Here is a 20,658-nt window from a genome sequence, read left to right as displayed (position 1 = left end):
TGAGGGAAAGAAACGAGAATACCGGTCAGTTCACTGAAGATTGTTGCATCATTGCTTTGCGGCTTTCCACTTCTTTTTCTAATGCGGTGAACCAATTTTGGTAAACTTTCGGCTTTGTTACAATGCTGTTGGTGACGGTTTTGGTTTCTGTTTGCGATTCGCCTATCAGGTCTGATGAAACATAGCCTTGATAAAGGGTCAGTTTCACTTCAGTCAGGTCATCCCGCAATTTTTGAATGAAAAACGATGCTTGGGCAGTAGAAGATTCCGTAGCACTGCCAAAAAGGATTTTAGAGACAATGGCGAGATTATCGTCTTCCTGTCTGGATGCGATGATGAACCCGGTCGTTTTATCGGCATCGGTTATCAGGAAACCTTGAGATTGCACAAGCGATACAGTCGAAGAAAAGACCAGATCATAATTTTCATTGATGTGTGTTGTGGTCATGGCCTTGATTTCTTCTGGAGTCAAGCGTTTGAATGTTCCGCACGAAATCAATAAAAAGCTTGTCAGGAAAAGGAGCGTTATTTTTTTCATAAGCAGGTAAATGGTAAAAGTTCAGTTTTTCAGTTTCGGTTTCTCATCAGTACAAAGATACAAAAATATAGAAGACAAGCGTTTCTATCGGTTAAGAATTTTGTTGATAAATGGTAAATAAACAGTTGAAAAACTTGTTGAAACCTTCTTATAGGTGTTTATAGCTTGTGGATAACGTCAAGTGAAATGTGTGGATAAATTGCTTCTTATGCATGCTTCAGAAGCATGTGTTGCATAAGGAAGCTGTAGTTTCAGGGAATTTTAACAGGTTAAAACGGCAGTTTTATCATGGTGAAACTATAGTTCTTACCAGTTAAAATGCTTGAAATAACTGCTTGCCTTGCCGGATGTGTATAGTCTTGTGCGGAAAGGGATTGGCAGGTTGTTGGTATTTTGACAATATCTTTATGCACATGTTTGCTTATGTGTGTACTTTTGTTTATATTTACCCTCGTGAATGTAAACGAACAAGAGGCTTTATGAAATCTCATGATATGGCTTACGTAGCCTGTTTCCTTATCGGCTTTGTGATGCTGGCGCTGGGAATAGGCGGCTTCATTTCGCTGGGCATGATAGTGAAAGACTGGAATCCTGCCCGCGGAGTAGTGGAACGGATAGAGTCGGAACGGGTGTACAAGTACCGCAAGATGCGGTGGGAACATCGTGTCGACGTGCGCTACGAAACGGTGGAGTTCGGCGAGATGTACACCTCAAAGGAAGTCTATCTGACGTTCGGCATGCGCGAAGGAGGGGAGATTGCCTTGCTTTACAATCCGGAATATGTGCGCGAGGTACGTTTCCCCGTACATGAAGGCTGCTTGCACGGGTTCTTCAGTGCGGTCGGATTGGGCATCGCATGGATAGGCTTCGTGTTGCGAAAGGAAAAGCGGAAAGGCACGAAAGCATCGTAGATGTTGTAAAAGAGGATAATGCCGGGCACTTGTCCCGTACTGGCTCGGTTCAACTATGGAAGAACGAGCCACGGCAGACGGCATCGAAAAGCCCGAAAACAAGATGCCGGAAGAAAACGGTGCAGACTGAGTAGGCCAGACAAATGTTTTCCGCTTTTTCCCAATATCCTTAAAGAAGCTTAACAGATAGGTATTCGTACCCGATTTATTTGTTATTTTGCACCAAATTAGGGAATAAAGTGAACAGACTGCATATAGATACGTGCCCGTTATGCGGCAAAGACCAACTGGAGAAGGTGATGACTTGTACCGATCACTATGCCACAAATGAACCGTTCGACATTTGCCGGTGTGCATCGTGCGGATTCCTTTTCACGCAGGATGTGCCCGATGAAAGTGAGATAGGACGTTATTACGAGTCGCCCGATTATATTTCGCATACCGATACGCGCAAGGGACTTGCTAACCGGTTGTACCATTGTGTGCGTCAATACATGTTGCGCCGTAAGGCACGACTTATCAAACGGTGTTGCGGACTGAGCCGGGGGCGTTTGCTTGACATCGGCACAGGAACAGGGTATTTTCCTCACTTTATGTCTGGACGCGGATGGCGGGTTTCAGCTATCGAGAAAAGTCCGCAGGCAAGAGTTTTTGCGCGTGAACATTTCGGATTGGAAGTGAATGCTCCTGAAGCTTTGCCGGCATACGAAACCGGTTCATTTGACGTGGTGACATTATGGCACGTAATGGAGCACCTGCAGAATTTAAATGAAACGTGGGAGAGGATTTATTCCCTGCTGAGCGACCGGGGTATTCTGGTTGTAGCTGTACCTAACCCAACTTCGTTTGACGCCCGTTTTTATAAGGAAATGTGGGCGGCATATGATGTGCCGCGTCATTTGTGGCACTTTGCTCCGTCTGTCATACAGCAGTTCGGAGCCAAGCATGGGTTCATCTTGACCGAACGTCATCCGATGCCGTTTGATGCATTTTACGTATCAATGCTTTCGGAAAAGTATCGGAAAAGCAGTTTTCCTTTCGTAAAAGGGATGCTGAAGGGAATGGAAGCCGGTCTGGCTTCATTAGTGAAAAAGGAACGGAGCAGTTCGATGATATATGTGTTTCAGAAAAAAGTGAAGGCATGAGCAAAAAATCGGGAGCATTGATAGATATGCAGTTCATTATCTCCAGCATCAGCACCATGTTGGTCCTGTTGTTGCTGGGAACGGTGGTTTTCTTCGTGCTGGCAGCAAACAACTTATCTGTATATGTACGCGAGAATATAGCTTTCTCTGTATTGATAAGCGATGATATGAAAGACCCCGATATATTACAGTTCCGGAACAGGCTGAACGCCAAGCCTTACGTAAAGCAAACCGATTATATTTCAAAGAAACAGGCATTGCAGGAGCAATCGGAAGCTATGGGAACCGACCCAGCTGAGTTTTTAGGTTACAATCCGTTTACGGCTTCTATCGAAGTAAAGCTGAATGCGGAGTATGCCAATTCGGACAGCATTGCCTGGATAAAGGACGAAATTCTTTCGGAAAAGGGTGTCATCGAAATCAATTATCCACAAGACCTGCTGGATGCGGTCAACCGTAACATCCGTAAAATCAGTGTGGTATTGCTAGGGCTTGCTGCCCTGCTTACGCTGATATCATTTGCATTGATAAACAATACCATCAGGCTTACCATTTATTCCAAACGTTTTCTTATCAATACCATGAAACTGGTAGGAGCAAGCTGGGCTTTCATCCGTCGTCCTTTCTTGGTACGCAATGTATGGGTAGGTATCCTGGCTGGAGTGATAGCCGACGGGATACTGGTTGCAGCAGCGTATGCACTGGTACGATATGAACCCGATTTGCTGGCGGTAATAACCCCTGGGGTAATGTTGGTGGTGATGGGGGCGGTATTCTTGTTCGGGGTAGTGATAACGACATTTTGTGCATGGATTTCCATTAACCGTTATTTGCGGATGAAGACCAATGAACTATATTATAATTAGGAGAAGGTAAAGAAATTAAGGAGAGTGTAAGTTTCATGCCATTTCCATTGGTCTCCAACTTTTTCCACTCTTCAGGTTTCTTTATTATTTCTATAAAAGAACAAATTATGGATAGAAGAAAATTTGCTTTTGACAAGACTAACTTCCTGTTATTGGCAGGAGGGATGGTAGTAATCATCATCGGTTTCTTGCTGATGTCAGGACCGGGTTCTACCGAAACTACATTCGAACCGGACATTTTCAGTGCGCGACGTATCAAGGTGGCACCGGTAGTTTGCTTTATAGGATTTATCGCAATGATTTATGGTATATTGCGCAAACCGAAAGAATAAGTTTGTTACTACTTCGGCTTGCTATTTGCAAATAGACAACTAAATATAATGTGAATCAGGAATTAAAAGCAGTTATGTTTCACAGGAGTTATCACTTTAATTTCCAGTCCGCCTGGCGGGCGATAACTGTTTCTAACTCCCTTTCAACTCCTGATTGGCATAAATAATAAATAGCTGATTGTCAAATTATCAATAAATAATGGAAGGAGATTTGAATTTATTGCAAACAATCATAATAGCGATTGTTGAAGGGTTGACCGAGTTTTTACCTGTCTCATCGACAGGGCATATGATTATAGCACAAAATGTGCTGGGGGTAGAGAGTACCGAATTTGTGAAAGCATTTACGTTCATCATCCAGTTTGGAGCTATTCTTTCGGTGGTATGTTTGTATTGGAAACGTTTTTTCCGTCTGAATCATAAACCGGCTCCCGAAGGGGCTTCAACGCTGAAATGTTTCCTGCATAAGTACGATTTTTATTGGAAATTGTTGGTTGCCTTCATTCCTGCAGCTGTATTAGGTCTGTTGTTCAGTGATATGATCGATGCTATGCTGGAAAGTGTGATTGTGGTTGCGGTAATGTTGATTGTAGGAGGCGTGTTTATGTTGTTTTGCGACAAATTGTTTGGAAATGGAAGCGAAACGACTGAACTGACCGAGAAACGTGCTTTTTGTATCGGACTGTTCCAGTGCATTTCAATGATTCCGGGCGTATCGCGTTCGATGGCCACCATTGTAGGCGGTATGGCACAGAAGCTTACCCGTAAGGCTGCTGCCGAGTTTTCTTTCTTTCTTGCCGTACCTACCATGTTTGCCGCCACGGTCTACAAGATGCTGAAACTGTTTATGGACGGTGGTACAGAAATCATCACGGCAAATATGGAGGCGCTGATTGTAGGCAATGTAGTCGCATTTGTCGTAGCAATGCTCGCCATCAAGTTCTTCATCAGCTTTGTGACGAAATACGGATTTGCAGCTTTCGGATGGTATCGTATCATTGTGGGAGGAGTAATTTTGATAATGACAGCTTTAGGATATAATTTGGAACTTGCTTGATGAACTTTAAAGAAGGAGAGGTGTTGTATTTTGATAAGCCGTACCGATGGACATCGTTTGCGCTTGTCAATAAAATAAGGTATCACGTCAGCCGCAAGCTGGGAGTGAAAAAAATAAAAGTGGGACATGCCGGGACACTCGACCCCTTGGCAACTGGGGTGATGATTGTCTGTACAGGAAAAGCAACAAAGCGTATCGAAGAATTCCAATACCATACGAAAGAATATGTGGCGACCCTACAGTTGGGAGCCACCACGCCGTCGTATGATTTGGAAAAAGAGATAGACGCCACGTATCCTACCGGACACATTACCCGTGAGTTGGTGGAAGAAACATTGCAGCGCTTTGTGGGTGCTATAGAGCAGGTGCCTCCGGCATTTTCTGCATGCAAGGTAGATGGGAAGCGTGCTTACGAACTGGCGCGTAAAGGTGATGAAGTACAACTGAAGCCCAAGACGTTGGTTATCGATGAGATTGAATTGCTGGAATGTGCACTACCCGAAATAAAGATACGCGTGGTCTGTAGCAAAGGTACATATATCCGCGCATTGGCACGCGACATCGGGGAAGCATTACACAGTGGGGCACACCTGACTGCGTTGTGTCGTACTCGCGTGGGTGAAGTGACCTTGGAAAATTGTATGAAAGTAGAAGATTTTGAAAGCTGGCTGAACCAGCAGGATGTAATAGTTGACTAAGTTTAAGTACCTGGTTGGCGGAATGTTCGAATAGGATGGGAATATAGCTCCTTACCGGTTAAAGGAGCTGAAAATATCTGAAAGCCTGTACCCGTTCAACAAAGCCGCTTGGTATCTGGAATAATAATATAAGGAAAGGAGAAGAAGATGAAACTGTCACAATTCAAATTCAAGTTACCGGAAGAAAAGATTGCTTTGCATCCGGTGAAGTACAGAGACGAGTCCCGGCTGATGGTAGTACACAAGTCTACTGGTCAGATAGAACATGTTATATTCAAGGACATCCTGAACTATTTTGATGATCAGGATGCATTCATTTTTAACGACACGAAAGTATTCCCTGCCCGTTTGTATGGAAACAAGGAAAAGACAGGGGCGCGCATTGAAGTCTTTTTGTTGCGAGAATTGAACGAAGAACTCCGCCTATGGGACGTACTGGTGGATCCTGCACGTAAAATACGTATCGGAAATAAGTTGTATTTCGGCGATGATGATTCAATGGTGGCCGAGGTAATAGACAATACCACGTCACGTGGACGAACCCTTCGTTTCCTTTATGATGGTCCGCATGATGAATTTAAGAAGGCTCTCTATGCATTGGGCGAGCCGCCTCTTCCTCCTTTTATCCGTCGTCCGGCAGAACCGGAAGACACCGAACGTTTTCAAACCATCTATGCCAAGTATGAAGGGGCTGTAACCGTACCAGCTGCAGGACTCCACTTCAGCCGCGAGCTGATGAAACGTATGGAAATCAAAGGTATCAACTTGGCATTTATTACCATGCACTGCGGATTGGGATGTTTTCGCGACATTGATGTGGAAGACCTGACCAAGCACAAGATGGATTCGGAACAAATGTTCATCAAATCCGAGGCTTGCCGTATTGTAAATGAAGCAAAGGATAGCGGACACAAGGTATGCGCAGTAGGTACCAGCGTGATGCGGGCCATCGAAACGGCTACAGGCACAGACGGACATCTCAAAGAATATGAGGGTTGGACCAACAAGTTCATTTTCCCGCCCTACGATTTCGTATTGCCCGATGCAATGGTGACCAATTTCCACATGCCTTTGTCTACCATGCTGATGCTGGTATGTTCATATGGAGGATATGAGCTGGTAATGGATGCTTATCAAGAAGCGTTGAAAGAAGATTATCGTTTCGGCACTTATGGCGATGCGATGCTGATATTGAACAAGTAATTCGATAAAGGATGGCAAATGTCTATTTGGGACTGGGTACGAATTTGGGAGACAAAGCAACCAATCTACGTACTGCTACCAGACTGATAAATGACGAGATAGGGAAAGTGATTTCCCTATCTTCTTTTTATGAAACTGCTCCATGGGGGTTCGCTTCCGAACATAAATTTCTAAATGCAGCGGCATGTGTGGAAACCATTTTACCTCCAATGGAAGTCTTGTATCGGACCCAAGAAATCGAACGCACATTGGGGCGTACCCAAAAATCGGTCGGAGGAGTGTATCATGACCGTTTGATTGATATAGACCTGCTGTTATACGATGATGTAATCTTGTATACACCAGAACTGGTTCTGCCACATCCCTTAATGACCGAACGTGAGTTTGTTATGAAACCTTTGGTGGAGATAGCCAGTGAAACATTGCATCCGGTATTGCGAAAGACATTGGGAGAACTGTTTCTAAATGTCTGCCAACAGTCAATACATACCCCTGAAAAATGAATATATACTGCATTGGCGAATGCAGTACTATTGCGTTTTCAACGCGGTTGGGTTGGCTGATGGCAGGCATTTATAAAATATTTTTGCTACAGTAATAGAAGAAAGGATAACTTTATTTAACCTTGAAATGACAACCTAAGGCATGTTTTTCCCAATAGCTTATTTTATCGGATAAAAAACTTATAAAAAAGCCTTTTTTTCCTTTTTAGGGAAGAATCGTGATAAAAACTGCATTTTTTCTCCTTTCCCAAGTAAGATAGATAAAAATTTCCATTATTATACACGATTTTCCATTTTAAAATTCACCTTTTTTGTGGTTCTTTGCGTCTTATAAATCTTTTGTTAATAAAGATAAGAAACAGATGAAAACAACATATAAAAAATGGATATGTAAAGTGATGATTGCCGGGCCTTGAAAGGCAATACCTTTGTTTATTATAATCTTAATCATAACACTAATTAACTTAATAACATGAGAAAGAAAAAGTTTCTAGAAAAGGGGGTTTTGCCGTTTGCACTTTTGTGTACAGTAACGGCTGTATCTCCGGCCTTAGGCTTCCAATCTCTTCATGCGGCAGCTGCTTCTCAACAGCAAGGCATGATTACAGGTTCTGTGTATGACAGTGCAGGTGAACCAGTGATTGGAGCAAGTGTAATGGTGGAAGGAACCAGTACGGGTACCATCACGGACTTGGACGGAAAGTTCCAGTTAAATGTTAAACCGGGTACTAAACTGCAAATTTCCTTTATTGGTTATGCTACCGTAACAGTGGTGGCTAAAGAAGGAATGCGGGTAACAATGGAAGATGACTCACAGATGTTGGGTGAAGTGGAGGTCGTAGCGTATGGTACACAGAAGAAAGTGACCGTGACAGGTGCTATCTCCAGCGTGAAAGGTGACGACTTGCTTAAGTCGCCCACCGGTTCTGTATCGAATATGTTGTCTGGACAACTTGCCGGTTTAACCACCGTGCAATACTCAGGTGAACCGGGTGACGATGCTGCCAGCATTTTCGTTCGTGGTCAGGCTACATGGGAAAACTCAGCACCGTTAATCCAGGTGGATGGTGTAGAGCGTAGTATGAACGACATCGACCCGAACGAAATCGAAAGCATCACCATCCTGAAGGATGCTTCGGCTACAGCGGTATTCGGTGTGCGTGGTGCCAATGGTGTCGTATTGATTACTACCAAACGTGGTAAAGAAGGAAAAGCGAAGATTTCATTCTCTACCTCGGCAAGTATCATTGCGCCGACTAAGACACTTGAGTTGGCTAATTCATACCAGTATGCTACCTTTTATAATCAGATGCAGCTGAATGACCATCCCGAATATACAGAAGACCAACTGATGTTCCAACCGGATGTAATCGAGAAATTCCGTACAGGAAGTGATCCGATCCGCTTCCCGAACACAAACTGGGTAGATTACTGTTTGAAGGACATGACGTTGCAGACCCAGCATAATGTAAATATTTCGGGAGGTACCGACCGTATCCGTTATTTCGTATCAGCAGGTGCCTATACACAAGGAGGTCTGTTTAACGGTTTTGATTTGCCTTACGACCTTTCGTATCAGTACAAACGTTTCAACTACCGTTCGAATCTGGATATCGATGTAACCAAGACAACCACCGTATCAATGAATATTGCCGGAAACGTAAACAACGCCTGGAAACCTTATACGGGACAAGGAAGTGCCGGTATGCTATTGGAGATGTATTATGCAACTCCGTTCTCCAGTCCGGGACTGGTAGATGACAAGTTGGTATATACTACCACCGAATATGGATTGCCGTTTACCGGAGGTACAGGTATGGCATATTATGGCGCAGGTTTTATGCAGACCAGCAACAATACATTGAATGCCGATTTGCAATTAAGCCAAAAACTGGATTTCATTACCAAAGGATTAAGCTTCCGTGTCAAAGGTTCTTACAACAGTGGTTTTACATCGTATACACGCGCTACGGCAAGTATAGCAACTTATACACCGGTTTTGCAAGACGATGGTACCATTGTATATAAGAAAAACGGTACAAATTCGCAATTGAAATACCAAGATGTCGACCCTGCGAAGTCACGTAACTGGTATATGGAAGCTGCTTTCAATTATGACCGTACGTTTGGTAATCACCACGTGACAGCTTTGGCACTGTACAACCAATCGAAGACATATTATCCGACTGAGTTCTCATCTATTCCACAAGGCTATGTAGGTTTGGTAGGACGTGCTACCTATGACTGGAAAAGCCGTTATATGGCTGAGTTCAATATCGGTTACAACGGTTCGGAAAACTTTGCTCCAGACAAACGTTTCGGTACTTTCCCGGCAGGTTCTTTCGGATGGGTCGTCAGTGAAGAAAAGTTCTGGAAACCCATCAAACCGTTTATCGGTTTTATGAAACTGAGATACACCATTGGTCTGGTAGGTAACGATAAGATTGGTGGTAGCCGTTTCATGTACACAGCCGACCCATATTACGTAAATAATACAACAGCATCGAATTTAAATGGTGGTTATAGTTATCTTTTTGGTATTAATAATGCAACAGTAAGTCCAGGTGCGTATGAGGCAGCCAAAAATAATCCTGATGTAACTTGGGAAAAATCGTTGAAACAGAACTATGGTGTAGATATGTATTTCTTAAACGACCGTTTGCAAGGTAGTTTCGATTATTATAAGGAGAAACGAACCAATATCTTGCTGAGCGACGGTACGGCTCCTTCGGTATTGGGTTTCACTTTGCCGATGGCAAATCTTGGTAAAGTAGACAGCTGGGGTTGGGAAATTTCTTTAAAATGGAATGACCGCATTGGCGATGACTTCCGTTATTTTGTCAACTTGAACCTGATGTACAATCAAAACAAGATTATTGAACGCAAGGAAGCTCCGTTGAACCAAGAATATCAATATTCAAAAGGACACCGTATCGGTTCGCGCTTGCAATACCAATTCTTCGAATACTACGATGAGAATACCACTCCGGCTCATTACCGGGAAGTGTTTGGAACAGAAATGCCGACCCAATTGGTAGAGTTGAAGAATGGTGACTGTGTATATGTAGACTTGGATGGGGATGGTGCGATTACCCCTGATGACAAGACGCGTGATTTAGGCTATACCGATGACCCCGAATACATGGCAGGTCTAAATCTCGGATTTAGCTGGAAGAACTTTGATTTCTCCATGCAATGGACGGGTGCCTGGAACGTAAGCCGCAGCATCTCAAGTATTTTCCGTAAGCCGTTTACCGACCGCAACAATGCCAATCAGGGAGGTTTGTTGGTAGCTCAAGTAGAAAATACATGGACAACGGCAAACCCGGATCCGGATGCCGAATATCCGCGTGCTACTTTCGATAATGGTGATTCGAACAACTATCAGGATTCAAATCTATGGGAAAAGGATGCCAAATATCTGCGTCTGAAGAACCTGCAGATTGCTTATAATTTCCATTTCCCTTTGATGGAACGGCTAAAGCTGAGCACTTGCCAACTGGCATTCAGCGGATACAACCTGCTGACCTTTACTCCGTATAAGTGGGGTGACCCGGAATCAAGAGCCAGCAACCAGCCGACTTATCCGTTAACTCGTACTTTTTCGCTGAGCTTGAAACTTGGTTTTTAACCCTTAATAAAAAGATAAAATCATGAAGAAACAACATAAATGGTTTTTCGCTGTTGCCGCAGGACTGACTCTGACTTCAGTTGTCTCCACATCATGTGTGGATGATATCAAGTTCGGAAGTGCTTTCTTGGAGAAAGCACCAGGTGGTGATGTGACCAGCGATACAGTATTCAATAGCCCGGAATACGTGAGACAATTTTTGAATACATTATATACCTTTCAGTATTATGGTCTTCCGTTCCGTAATTCATCGAGCGATGCTTATCCTTGTGAATCTTCCAATCCTTATGTCGGTAAGCCTGAAGCATTGACGGACTGTTATATTTATACTTATTTGTCAAGTGGTATTGTAAACAGCTATTATTATGGAACGCATACGTCAAATTATGGTCAGCGTTCAGATAAATGGGATTATTTGAAAAACCGCGTATGGCAAGCTGTTCGTTATGGTTATTTAATCATAGAAAACATCGACCGTGTGCCTGGAATGGAAGAATCTGAAAAGGCATCCATTGTAGCACAGGCAAAGTGTATCATCGCTTCGCGTTATTTTGATACGTTCCGTCATTATGGAGGTCTGCCTATTATTGACCATTCTTTTAGCGGTACGGATGCCAGCTATGATTTGCCTCGTGCAACGGTAGAAGAAACCGTTAATTTTATGATTAAATTGCTTGATGAAGCGAAAGAAGTGTTGCCTTGGACAGTAGATAATCCACAAACTAATGCCGGTCGTTGGAATCGCGCAGCTGCAATGGCATTGAAATGTCGTATCCTGCAATTTGCTGCTTCTCCGCTTTTTAATGATGATGTAGCATATGCTGGCGGTTCTTCGGAAGCAGAAGCACAACACTTGGTTTGGTATGGCGGCTATAAGGCTGAACTGTGGACACAGTGCCTGCAAGCTTGTGAAGAGTTTTTCAATGAACTGAACGCTAATGGAGGGTATTCGTTGGTACAGTCTAAAGGAACTCGTCCGGAGGACTACCGCTTGGCTTATCGTACTTCTTATGCGGAATTGGATAGTCCTGAGATACTTATGAGTACCAGACAGTTTGGGTATGATGCCTTTAAGTCGAGTAATTATATTTGGCATCAGTGGGGTGATCCACTTGGTACAACCGATGCAAGCCGAAATGGGATTCGCCGTGGATATACTCCTACACAAGAGTATGTGGAAATGTTCCCATGGGCAGACGGTACACCCTTTGATTGGGACAAGACCGCTGCAGAAGGGCGTTTGGACGAGATGTTCATGACCGGTTCTCCGAATGGAGGTGAAGATGGAAAAAGTAACATCGTCCTGACACGTGACCCACGTTTGTATGAAGAAGCTATTGTAAACGGGCAGCCTACTGCGCTTGACTGGACGACCGGCAATATGTCGGGACGTAGTTTCGAGGCTTGGGTTGGCGGTTACGATGCGCAACAAGAGCCAGATAATCAAACCGGTTCTTTTGCTACGGGATATGCACCGATAAAATATCTGATGGGACCGGATATGCTTCGTCATTATACACAATGGGTCGTTTTACGCCTGTCTGACATGTATTTGACATATGCAGAAGCATTGTGCCAGAACAATCGTTTGGCAGATGCCATAGCACAAGTAGACATTGTACGTGCCCGTGTGGGAATGAAAGGACTGGCAGAATGCAATCCGGACAAGAACCTGACCGGTAATAAAGATGCCTTGTTGGAAGAAATTCTCCGCGAACGTGCTTGCGAACTGGGTATGGAAGACACCCGTTTCTTTGATTTGATTCGTTACAAACGTGCAGACATTTTTGAAAAACAATTGCATGGCTTGCGTATTTCCCGTACGGGTGAATTTGCCGGAGAAGGATGGTATAATGGTGATAAAACACAACCTTATCCTACACATTTTGAATATGAGAAGTATGAATTATCCAATCCGGTACGTTACTGGTGGACAAATGGTTTTGATGCAAAATGGTATTTATCACCTTTCCCGTTGACAGAAGTGAACAAAGGGTATGGCTTGATTCAAAACCCAGGATGGTAATGCGAAACACAATTATTAAAAAGTAATTCGACTTATGATAAGAAAAGATAAACTAATCATACCTGCTGCACTGTTTGCCCTTTGCACAATGCCGGGCTACGCGCAGGAAACAACAGACAGCATCGCTTCGCCGGGGAAACCGGAAAAATATGCTGACCAAGTGGTAGAGATCGGCTATCGTACCGCACAGCGTCTGGAGGAATCCACGTCATCGGTCTCCACTGTCTACAATGAAGAGTTTAACAAACGGAGTGCCAAAAATATTGGAAATTCACTTTTTGGTTACGGTACAGGTCTGATGACGTTGCAAGGGACAGGTACATACGCCAATTATGAACCAACTTTTTTTGTACGTGGCTTGCAGACTTTATCATCAACCTCTCCGTTGGTATTGGTAGATGGCATCGAGCGTGACATTACCGATATTACTCCTGAAGAAGTAGAATCGGTAACAGTATTGAAAGACGCTTCTGCCGTAGCCATTTACGGTTATAAAGGCATTAATGGTGTAGTCAATATTACCACCAAACGTGGACAATACAATACGCGTGAAGTGAAATTCTCGTACGACCATGGATTCGAATGGCAAGCACGCCGGCCGAAGTTTGCCGACAGTTATACTTATGCTAATGCCATTAACGAGGCGTTGGCAAATGATGGTCTGTCAGCCCGTTATTCGGCAGATGAATTGAATGCTTTTCGTTCAGGAAAGTATCCCTATCTGTATCCGAATGTGGATTGGATAGGTGAGACATTCCGCGATGTGGCTTCTACTAACATTTACAATATCAGTTTCCGAGGTGGATCCGAACGTTTTCGTTACTATGCTATGGGAAACCTGACCACCAATAAAGGGTTTATAGCCAATCCGTATATGAACGATGGTTATTCTACTCAAGACGAATATTCGCGTGCCAACTTGCGTACGAATCTGGATATTGATTTGACTTCGAGTACCAAACTGAAACTGAATTTGGTAGGTGTTTTGTCGGAGACCCGTGCGCCGGGTGGTAATACGAGTAGTAATACCAGTGCCGACCTTTGGGGCAGTATGATTTATCAGCTTCCTTCGGCTGCTTATCCGGCACAGTTGGAAGACGGAACTTGGGGTGGTAGCTCTACATGGGCAGGCACAATGAACCCGGTTGCCGTATCACAGGATGCAGGATACACCAAATTCCACGAACGTACCTTGTATGCCGATATGACTTTAGACCAGGATTTATCTGCTATCACACCGGGATTGGGTGCCAGCTTGATGTTGGGTTATGACAACTATGCTTTGTATTACGAAGACTATTCGAAAACATTCATTTATGGAAGTGATGCAGTTTCTTCGTGGGTAGACGGTGAACCGGGCGAGCTGACCCGTTATACCGATGGTAAAGAAAGTGCACTGGGTGAAGGCTCGAAAATTACAGCCTTTACACGAGTATTTAATTTTGCCGGTACCTTATATTATAATAAGACTATTAACGAAGCGAACAAAATCTACAGCCAATTGCGTTGGGATTACGAATACCGTAATACGAAAGGTATAGACCAGACTTGGTATCGCCAGAACGTATCTTGGTATACACATTACGGATTGAAAGACCGTTATTTCTTTGATTTGACTTTGGTAGGATCTGCTTCGAACAAGCTGGCTCCGGGACATAAATGGGCTTTTTCTCCTACTGTCGGTGCGGCATGGGTTGTTTCAAAAGAAAATTTCATGCAAAACCAATCTTGGATTGATTTTCTGAAAGTACGTGCATCATTCGGTATCATCAATGCCGACCGTCTGCCGCAAGAAGACGGTTCAGATGTAACCAATTATTGGGAACAGACTTATGGGGGTGGTAGTTTCTATCCGTTCGATACCAACTACTCGCAAGGTACAACCAGTTGGGTGTTAGGACGTCTGGCTTCGCTGAACTCTACGCATGAAAAAGCGTATAAGTATAACTTTGGTTTCGATGCCAGCCTGTTCAAGGGGCTTGACCTGACATTCGATACGTATTACGAACGCCGTTCAGATATCTGGGTTAGTTCCAGCGGTAAATATTCATCGGTATTGGGCTTTACAGCTCCGTATGAAAACGGGGGTATCGTAGATAGTTGGGGGGTAGAAATCGGTGCCAATTATACGAAGAAGGTCGGTGACTTCAAGTTCAATATCGGCGGTAACTTTATGTTGGCAAAGAACAAAATTATCGAGCAACTGGAAGAACCGCGATTGTATGACAATCTGATTCAGACCGGCAATCCGGTAAAGCAGACTTACGGTTTGCAGGCCATCGGTTTCTTTAAGGATGAGGCAGATATCGCCAACAGTCCGGCACAGAATTTCGGTACAACTCTGCGTCCGGGTGACATCAAGTATAAAGATGTGAACAATGATGGCATTATTGATGATAACGATAAAGTAGCTATTGGTTACAGCACCACTGCGCCCGAAATCTACTATTCGTTCCACTTGGGAGCTGAATGGAAAGGGTTGGGCTTCGATGCCATGTTCCAAGGAACAGGACGTTATTCGGCTGTATTGAATACTACCAGCTTGTACTGGCCGTTAATCAATAACACAACGATTTCTGAACATGCATACGAAAACCGTTGGACACCGGAGAATCCGGATGCTTTGTATCCGCGTCTAAGCTCAGAAAGCAATGCTAACAACTACCAGACCAATACCGTATGGCTGGAAGACCGTTCGTTCCTGAAGCTGCGTTCGGTAGAATTGTATTATAATTTCCCGGAAAAGTGGATGAAGAAGACCCATGTATTGAGCAAAGCCAAACTCTATGTACGGGGAATCGACTTGCTCTGCTTTGATAAAATCAAGATTGCCGATCCGGAAGCATACGGAGCCACTGCACCGTTGACGCGTAGTGCCGTGATTGGTTTGTCAATCGGTTTCTAATTTATAAAAAGGAAAAAATATGAGAATCAAAAATATCATAGGAGGCGCAGCGTGTGTGGCATTGCTGAGTGCTTGTAACATGGACTACCACGAATACGCCAATTACGAAAAAGACTATTTGGCACAAAGCTATGATGAAGTGATTGGCTTGGTGACCAATATTTATAATGAGCTTGACTACGATTTCGGACAAGTGTATGGAGGCGGTATGCTGGCTTCGGCATGTGATGAAGCCGAGTATGCCTATACCAGTGGCGATGTGTGTGACTTTACCAATGGTTCTTGGAGTCCTTCCAACCCACTTTCGAACACATGGACTACAAGCTATCGTGCCATTCAAGAATGTAATCAATACCTGCAGGAATTTCAGGGATTGACATTTGACGAACTCAAACAAAATGATGATTATGAAGCGCGTATGTTCCGTTATAACAATTCATTCTATGAAGTACGGTTGTTACGGGCTTACTTCTACTTCAATCTGATCCGTTGCTACGGTGCCGTTCCTTTCTTTACCGAAATGGTGACAGTAGACAATGTGAATAGCTTGACCCGTACACCGGCACAGGAAGTGTTCAGCTTTATCGAAGAAGAATGTGCCGAACTTGCGACTTTATTGCCTGAAGATTATACCGACTTGGGCTTGTTGGGTATTTCTCCAGCAGAAAGTGGCCGTTTGACCAGTTATGCGGCATTGGCACTGAAGGCACGTGCAGCTCTTTATGCGGCAAGTCCTTTATTCAATGAAAGCAACGACCAGGAATTGTGGCATAAAGCTGCACAGGCAAACAAGGAACTGATTGACGCTTGTGTGGCAGGAGATTTCAAATTAGGTACATACGCTGCCTTGTGGGGGACGACCAACTGGCAGAATAGTGAAATGATTTTCATGCGCCGCTATGTCAACTCGAAGGATGCTTCCGGTGCTTCCAGCGTGCTTGAAGAATACAATTATCCTATTGGTATTACTGGTGGAGGTTCGGGCAACTGTCCTTCACAAAATCTGGTAGATGCGTACGAAATGCAGGCAACTGGTTTAGGTATCAATGAAGCCGGCAGCGGATATGATCCGGAAAACCCATACGAAGGACGTGACCCGCGTTTTGCCATGACCGTGGTAAAGAACGGCGATACAGGATGGCCCTCTTATAATACGGCACCGATACAGACTTTCTACGGTGGTACTAATGGCGAACCTATTTCAGGAGCTACTCCTACAGGCTATTACTTGAAGAAGTATCTTGACCCGGCAGTCGACTTACGTGCAAACAGTACGGTTAAAAGTTCGCGTCATACGTGGATTACGTTCCGTTTGGGTGAGTTTTACCTGAACTATGCCGAAGCGGTATTCCGTTATTTGGGCTCTGCCGATGCAACTTCGGCTGAGTTCCCGATGTCGGCACGTGAAGCAGCAAGTGTTACCCGTACGCGTTCGGATGTCAATATGCCGGAATTTCCTACCGGCATGAGCAACGATGCTTTCTGGGAAAAATATCAGAACGAACGTATGGTAGAACTGGCATTCGAGGGACATCGTTTCTATGACCTGCGCCGTTGGAAAGAAGGGGATAAGCTGAAGAGCATTACTGAAATGAAGCTTACCCAGAATGCGGACGGAACCATCACTTACACGCGTAATGAAGTGAGTCGTACTTGGGATGATAAAATGTATTTCTTCCCCATTCCGCAGACTGAAATCATGAAGAATCCTAACCTGACCCAAAACGAAGGTTGGTAAAAACAGAAATACCGCAGGAGCATATACCTGACAAGAAAGATATTGACTTTCAGGCAATATGCCTCTGCGGTACATGCTATTAATTTATCTACATAAAATGAACAGATTATTCAACATTTTTCGTTTGTCTGTTGTGTGTCTGTCGGTTGTGATGCTTGTATCGTGTCTGGACAACGATGACAACCGGCAAAGTGTTACTTTCAACAACATGGCTGTAACGGTAAGTGGTAACGAACTGGAAGGCTATCGGCTGTATACTGACTTTGATGCGGTATTGGTTCCTTCCAATTTGTCACAAATCTCGTGGCTGAAAGAAGTCAGACGGGCTGTAGTCAGTTTTGATACATCAGATGAAAGCCTTACAAATGTATCGGATTTGGAATCCGGACACACGTATGACATTGTATTGAGTGAGGCTGCAGAGATTCCTACCTACATATCCTGTGTCGATACGTTGAGCGAAGACTACCAGATATTCGGGCAAGATTCTATTGCTCTTAAGAATAAGGCTGTGCAAAGCGTCAACCAGACCGAAGGACAGTATTATATACAAAACGGTTACATGAATGTAGTTCCTACCTTTTATTTTGACCCTTATAGTGCGGTTTCTTTCCTGCTTTATTATGATGGCAACCGTGATATAGACACAACAGGAAAAAAAGCTACATTCAATCTGTATTTTGATAACAATGCACCCAATGCATGGAATACAACCTCATCGCTTATCAGCCTGCGTATGCCCGATGAAGTCTATTCCCGTTTTATCCAGACAGGACTGACAGATGACGATACCATCGATGTCTGTCTGAATGTGCGTACACAGACAGGCACCGTTACACTTGAATATAAAACCGCACTGGAAGATTTCATGCTTCCATAACCGGGTTTATGGATACAAAAGTTAGATTAATTTTCAAAGTCGCGCGAGGCAGGAGCAAGTGATTGTGTGAAGCTTCGGGCGCATTTTTTTACTCACAAACCTACTAAACCTTATAACATGAATAAACTCAATTACTTGATTGGACTGGCTTGCCTTGGAACTGTTTTTGCTTGTTCGGACAATTTACCCCTAGACAATTCTGTGACAGAACTTCCTTCTCTTCCTACTGATATAATTACTGGCGACAGACTGATGTGGGTCAGCTATGATCCTGCTCCTGACGAAGATGCCAACTCAACGACCGGTATACATGGTGCTTTAGTGAGCTGGCGTATGCTTCCTACAGATCCTGCAGGTACAGCTTTTGATATATATAAATCAACTGCAAATAATGCAGAAGAGAAGCTGAACAGCGAACCTATAACCGACTCTTCATGCTGGATTGATGAAGATGTTGACCCGACAAAGGAAAACCATTATCGCGTGACTCTTACCGGAGAGGACGAAACTTTATGTGAAACTACTTTCACTTCCCAAATGGCTCAGACGTTTTATCGTGAAATCAAATTGGATATGAATGTTCCGAATGCCTCAGTAGATTATCAACCCGATGATGTACAAGTCGGTGAACTTGACGGTGACGGATGGCCGGAAATCGTGATAAAACGTGAACCGTATGATGGTGCCAACCAAGGAGGCTGGTATGGGGGAACAACTTTGCTGGAAGCATATAAGTTGGACGGAACTTTTTTGTGGCGTATCGATTTAGGTATTAACATACGCTCTGGTTCTCATTATACTTCATTTATTTTATATGATTTTGATGGCGACGGATTGTGTGAAATTGCTTTTCGTTCATCAGAGGGAACAACTTTCGGGGATGGAAAGACAATAACCAATGAAGATGGAACGGTACATGATTACCGTATCCACTATGATGAAGTCGGTTGGTATTCAGGCAGTGCCTTGCCGACACTTTTAGGACTTATCCTCGAAGGACCCGAATATATTTCTTTATGTCGCGGATATGACGGTCGCGAAATTTGCCGTACGGATAATATTCCTCGCGGTGGAACAGGTTCGAAAGCTTCCCGTGCCCAATATTGGCAAGAATACTGGGGAGATGACTACGGCAATCGGATGGACCGTTTCTTTATTGGAGCCGCTTATCTGGATGGAATACCTGACGAGACAACAGGAACGCGTACAAGCAATCCTTCCTTAATCATTACAAGAGGTATTTACCTGAACTGGCAGGTATGGGCTTTAGATTTTAAAGATAATGAATTGGTTGCTCGTTGGCAATTTGATACAGCTGATGGACATGCGGAAAAATGGTTGGCAATGGGGGCGCATGCTTTCCGTGTAGCCGATTTGGATGAAGACGGAAAAGACGAAATACTTTACGGTTCGGCAGCCATAGATGACGATGGAGGTGAATTATGGTGTACAGGCAACGGACATGGCGATATTCTAAGTGTCGGCAAATTTATCAAAGACCGTCAGGGATTACAGGTACAAGCATCTTTTGAAGAGGAAGATACTTATAGCAATCAAGGATTGGGATATGGTTGTCAGATACTGGATGCACGTAATGGCAATCTGATTTCAGGACATGGAGCTGGTCCCAGTGGCGATGTTGGACGTTCCATTGTGGCAGATATTGATCCGGATAGTCCAAACTTTGAATATTGGTCCAGCTTGAATACCGGCGTTTATAATTGTGCAAGTTCGGGTAATGTTCCTCTTGAAGGTGTGTCTATTCCTACAGGCATTGGCGGAGGTTCCATGTATAATGTAGCAATATGGTGGAGTGGAGAACTTACCCGTGAATTGTACGACCGGGCTTTAATTGTAAGCGCAAAAGCAAATCCGATGACCAACAAAAACCGGCTTGTCAATTTCAATACGGGATATGGAACAAATCAAGGGAATCATGGAACAAAATATAATCCCTGTTATTATGGGGATATGGTAGGTGACTGGCGTGAAGAAGTGATTTTGCCTTCAGAAGACAATTCTTCAATCCGTATTTTTTCTACCAATTATCCGACAAGTTACCGTTTTACTGCATTAACCAATGACCATACTTATGACATGTCGCAAACGATGCAGAATATGGGATATAATCAGCAGACGAATATAGGCTTTTATCTGGGAGCCGACAAAGACTAAGAAGCTTTTTGGAGAAATTCAAAATAGTTTCTTAAAAGGTTGTTATTATC

Annotated in this window: 15 protein-coding genes; 14 read left to right on the top strand and 1 reads right to left on the bottom strand. The window is 43.8% G+C overall.

Going from position 1 to position 20,658, the window contains the following annotated elements; all coding sequences use genetic code 11:
• Window positions 1–25: 25 nt before the first annotated feature.
• Complete coding sequence (locus B5F25_RS06565) at window positions 26–538, bottom strand: hypothetical protein (protein WP_087248407.1); 513 nt, start codon at window positions 536–538, stop codon at window positions 26–28.
• A 479-nt stretch (window positions 539–1,017) separates the two neighbouring features.
• Here B5F25_RS06565 and B5F25_RS06560 point away from each other — a divergent pair, with 479 nt between their 5' ends.
• The 14 genes from B5F25_RS06560 to B5F25_RS06495 all read left to right on the top strand — a co-directional run bounded on the left by B5F25_RS06560 (window position 1,018) and on the right by B5F25_RS06495 (window position 20,608).
• On the top strand, window positions 1,018–1,449 hold the full coding sequence (locus B5F25_RS06560) for a DUF3592 domain-containing protein (protein WP_087248405.1): 432 nt from the start codon (window positions 1,018–1,020) through the stop codon (window positions 1,447–1,449).
• A gap of 239 nt (window positions 1,450–1,688) precedes the next feature.
• Entirely contained in the window at window positions 1,689–2,594 is a 906-nt protein-coding gene (locus B5F25_RS06555; protein WP_022040379.1) for a class I SAM-dependent methyltransferase, read from the top strand.
• Window positions 2,591–3,460 (top strand): permease-like cell division protein FtsX, encoded by an 870-nt coding sequence (locus B5F25_RS06550; protein ID WP_087248403.1) that lies wholly within the window; start codon window positions 2,591–2,593, stop codon window positions 3,458–3,460. Before B5F25_RS06555 ends, B5F25_RS06550 begins: the two co-directional genes overlap by 4 nt.
• A 107-nt stretch (window positions 3,461–3,567) precedes the next feature.
• Window positions 3,568–3,792 (top strand): DUF3098 domain-containing protein, encoded by a 225-nt coding sequence (locus B5F25_RS06545; protein WP_022040377.1) that lies wholly within the window; start codon window positions 3,568–3,570, stop codon window positions 3,790–3,792.
• A gap of 199 nt (window positions 3,793–3,991) precedes the next feature.
• Window positions 3,992–4,849 carry an undecaprenyl-diphosphate phosphatase gene (locus tag B5F25_RS06540; RefSeq protein ID WP_087248401.1) on the top strand — a complete coding sequence of 286 codons (858 nt, stop codon included), beginning with the start codon at window positions 3,992–3,994 and terminating at the stop codon, window positions 4,847–4,849.
• A complete protein-coding gene (gene truB / locus B5F25_RS06535) occupies window positions 4,849–5,547 on the top strand; it encodes a tRNA pseudouridine(55) synthase TruB (RefSeq protein WP_022040375.1) in 699 nt (232 codons plus the stop codon). The genes B5F25_RS06540 and truB overlap by 1 nt, the downstream gene beginning before the upstream one ends.
• A 147-nt stretch (window positions 5,548–5,694) precedes the next feature.
• Window positions 5,695–6,750, top strand: a complete 1,056-nt coding sequence (gene queA, locus B5F25_RS06530) for a tRNA preQ1(34) S-adenosylmethionine ribosyltransferase-isomerase QueA (protein WP_022040374.1) — start codon at window positions 5,695–5,697, stop codon at window positions 6,748–6,750.
• Window positions 6,751–6,761: 11 nt separating this feature from the next.
• Window positions 6,762–7,253, top strand: a complete 492-nt coding sequence (gene folK, locus B5F25_RS06525) for a 2-amino-4-hydroxy-6-hydroxymethyldihydropteridine diphosphokinase (protein WP_087248399.1) — start codon at window positions 6,762–6,764, stop codon at window positions 7,251–7,253.
• 472 nt (window positions 7,254–7,725) lie between these two features.
• Complete coding sequence (locus B5F25_RS06520) at window positions 7,726–10,884, top strand: TonB-dependent receptor (RefSeq protein WP_087248397.1); 3,159 nt, start codon at window positions 7,726–7,728, stop codon at window positions 10,882–10,884.
• A 22-nt stretch (window positions 10,885–10,906) separates the two neighbouring features.
• On the top strand, window positions 10,907–12,910 hold the full coding sequence (locus B5F25_RS06515; protein ID WP_087248395.1) for a RagB/SusD family nutrient uptake outer membrane protein: 2,004 nt from the start codon (window positions 10,907–10,909) through the stop codon (window positions 12,908–12,910).
• A gap of 37 nt (window positions 12,911–12,947) precedes the next feature.
• Complete coding sequence (locus tag B5F25_RS06510) at window positions 12,948–15,815, top strand: SusC/RagA family TonB-linked outer membrane protein (RefSeq protein WP_087248442.1); 2,868 nt, start codon at window positions 12,948–12,950, stop codon at window positions 15,813–15,815.
• A gap of 19 nt (window positions 15,816–15,834) precedes the next feature.
• Complete coding sequence (locus B5F25_RS06505; RefSeq protein WP_087248393.1) at window positions 15,835–17,553, top strand: RagB/SusD family nutrient uptake outer membrane protein; 1,719 nt, start codon at window positions 15,835–15,837, stop codon at window positions 17,551–17,553.
• Window positions 17,554–17,650: 97 nt separating this feature from the next.
• Window positions 17,651–18,433 (top strand): hypothetical protein, encoded by a 783-nt coding sequence (locus B5F25_RS06500; protein ID WP_239414001.1) that lies wholly within the window; start codon window positions 17,651–17,653, stop codon window positions 18,431–18,433.
• A 117-nt stretch (window positions 18,434–18,550) separates the two neighbouring features.
• Window positions 18,551–20,608: a hypothetical protein gene (locus B5F25_RS06495; RefSeq protein WP_087248391.1), complete on the top strand. Its 2,058-nt coding sequence runs from the start codon at window positions 18,551–18,553 to the stop codon at window positions 20,606–20,608.
• Window positions 20,609–20,658: the final 50 nt, after the last annotated feature.

It is taken from the genome of Bacteroides sp. An19, from assembly GCF_002160215.1.
Taxonomy (GTDB): Bacteria; Bacteroidota; Bacteroidia; order Bacteroidales; family Bacteroidaceae; genus Phocaeicola; species Phocaeicola intestinalis.
The sequence above is the reverse complement of the archived record's forward strand: the minus strand, read 5'-3'. Positions and strand labels throughout refer to the sequence as shown.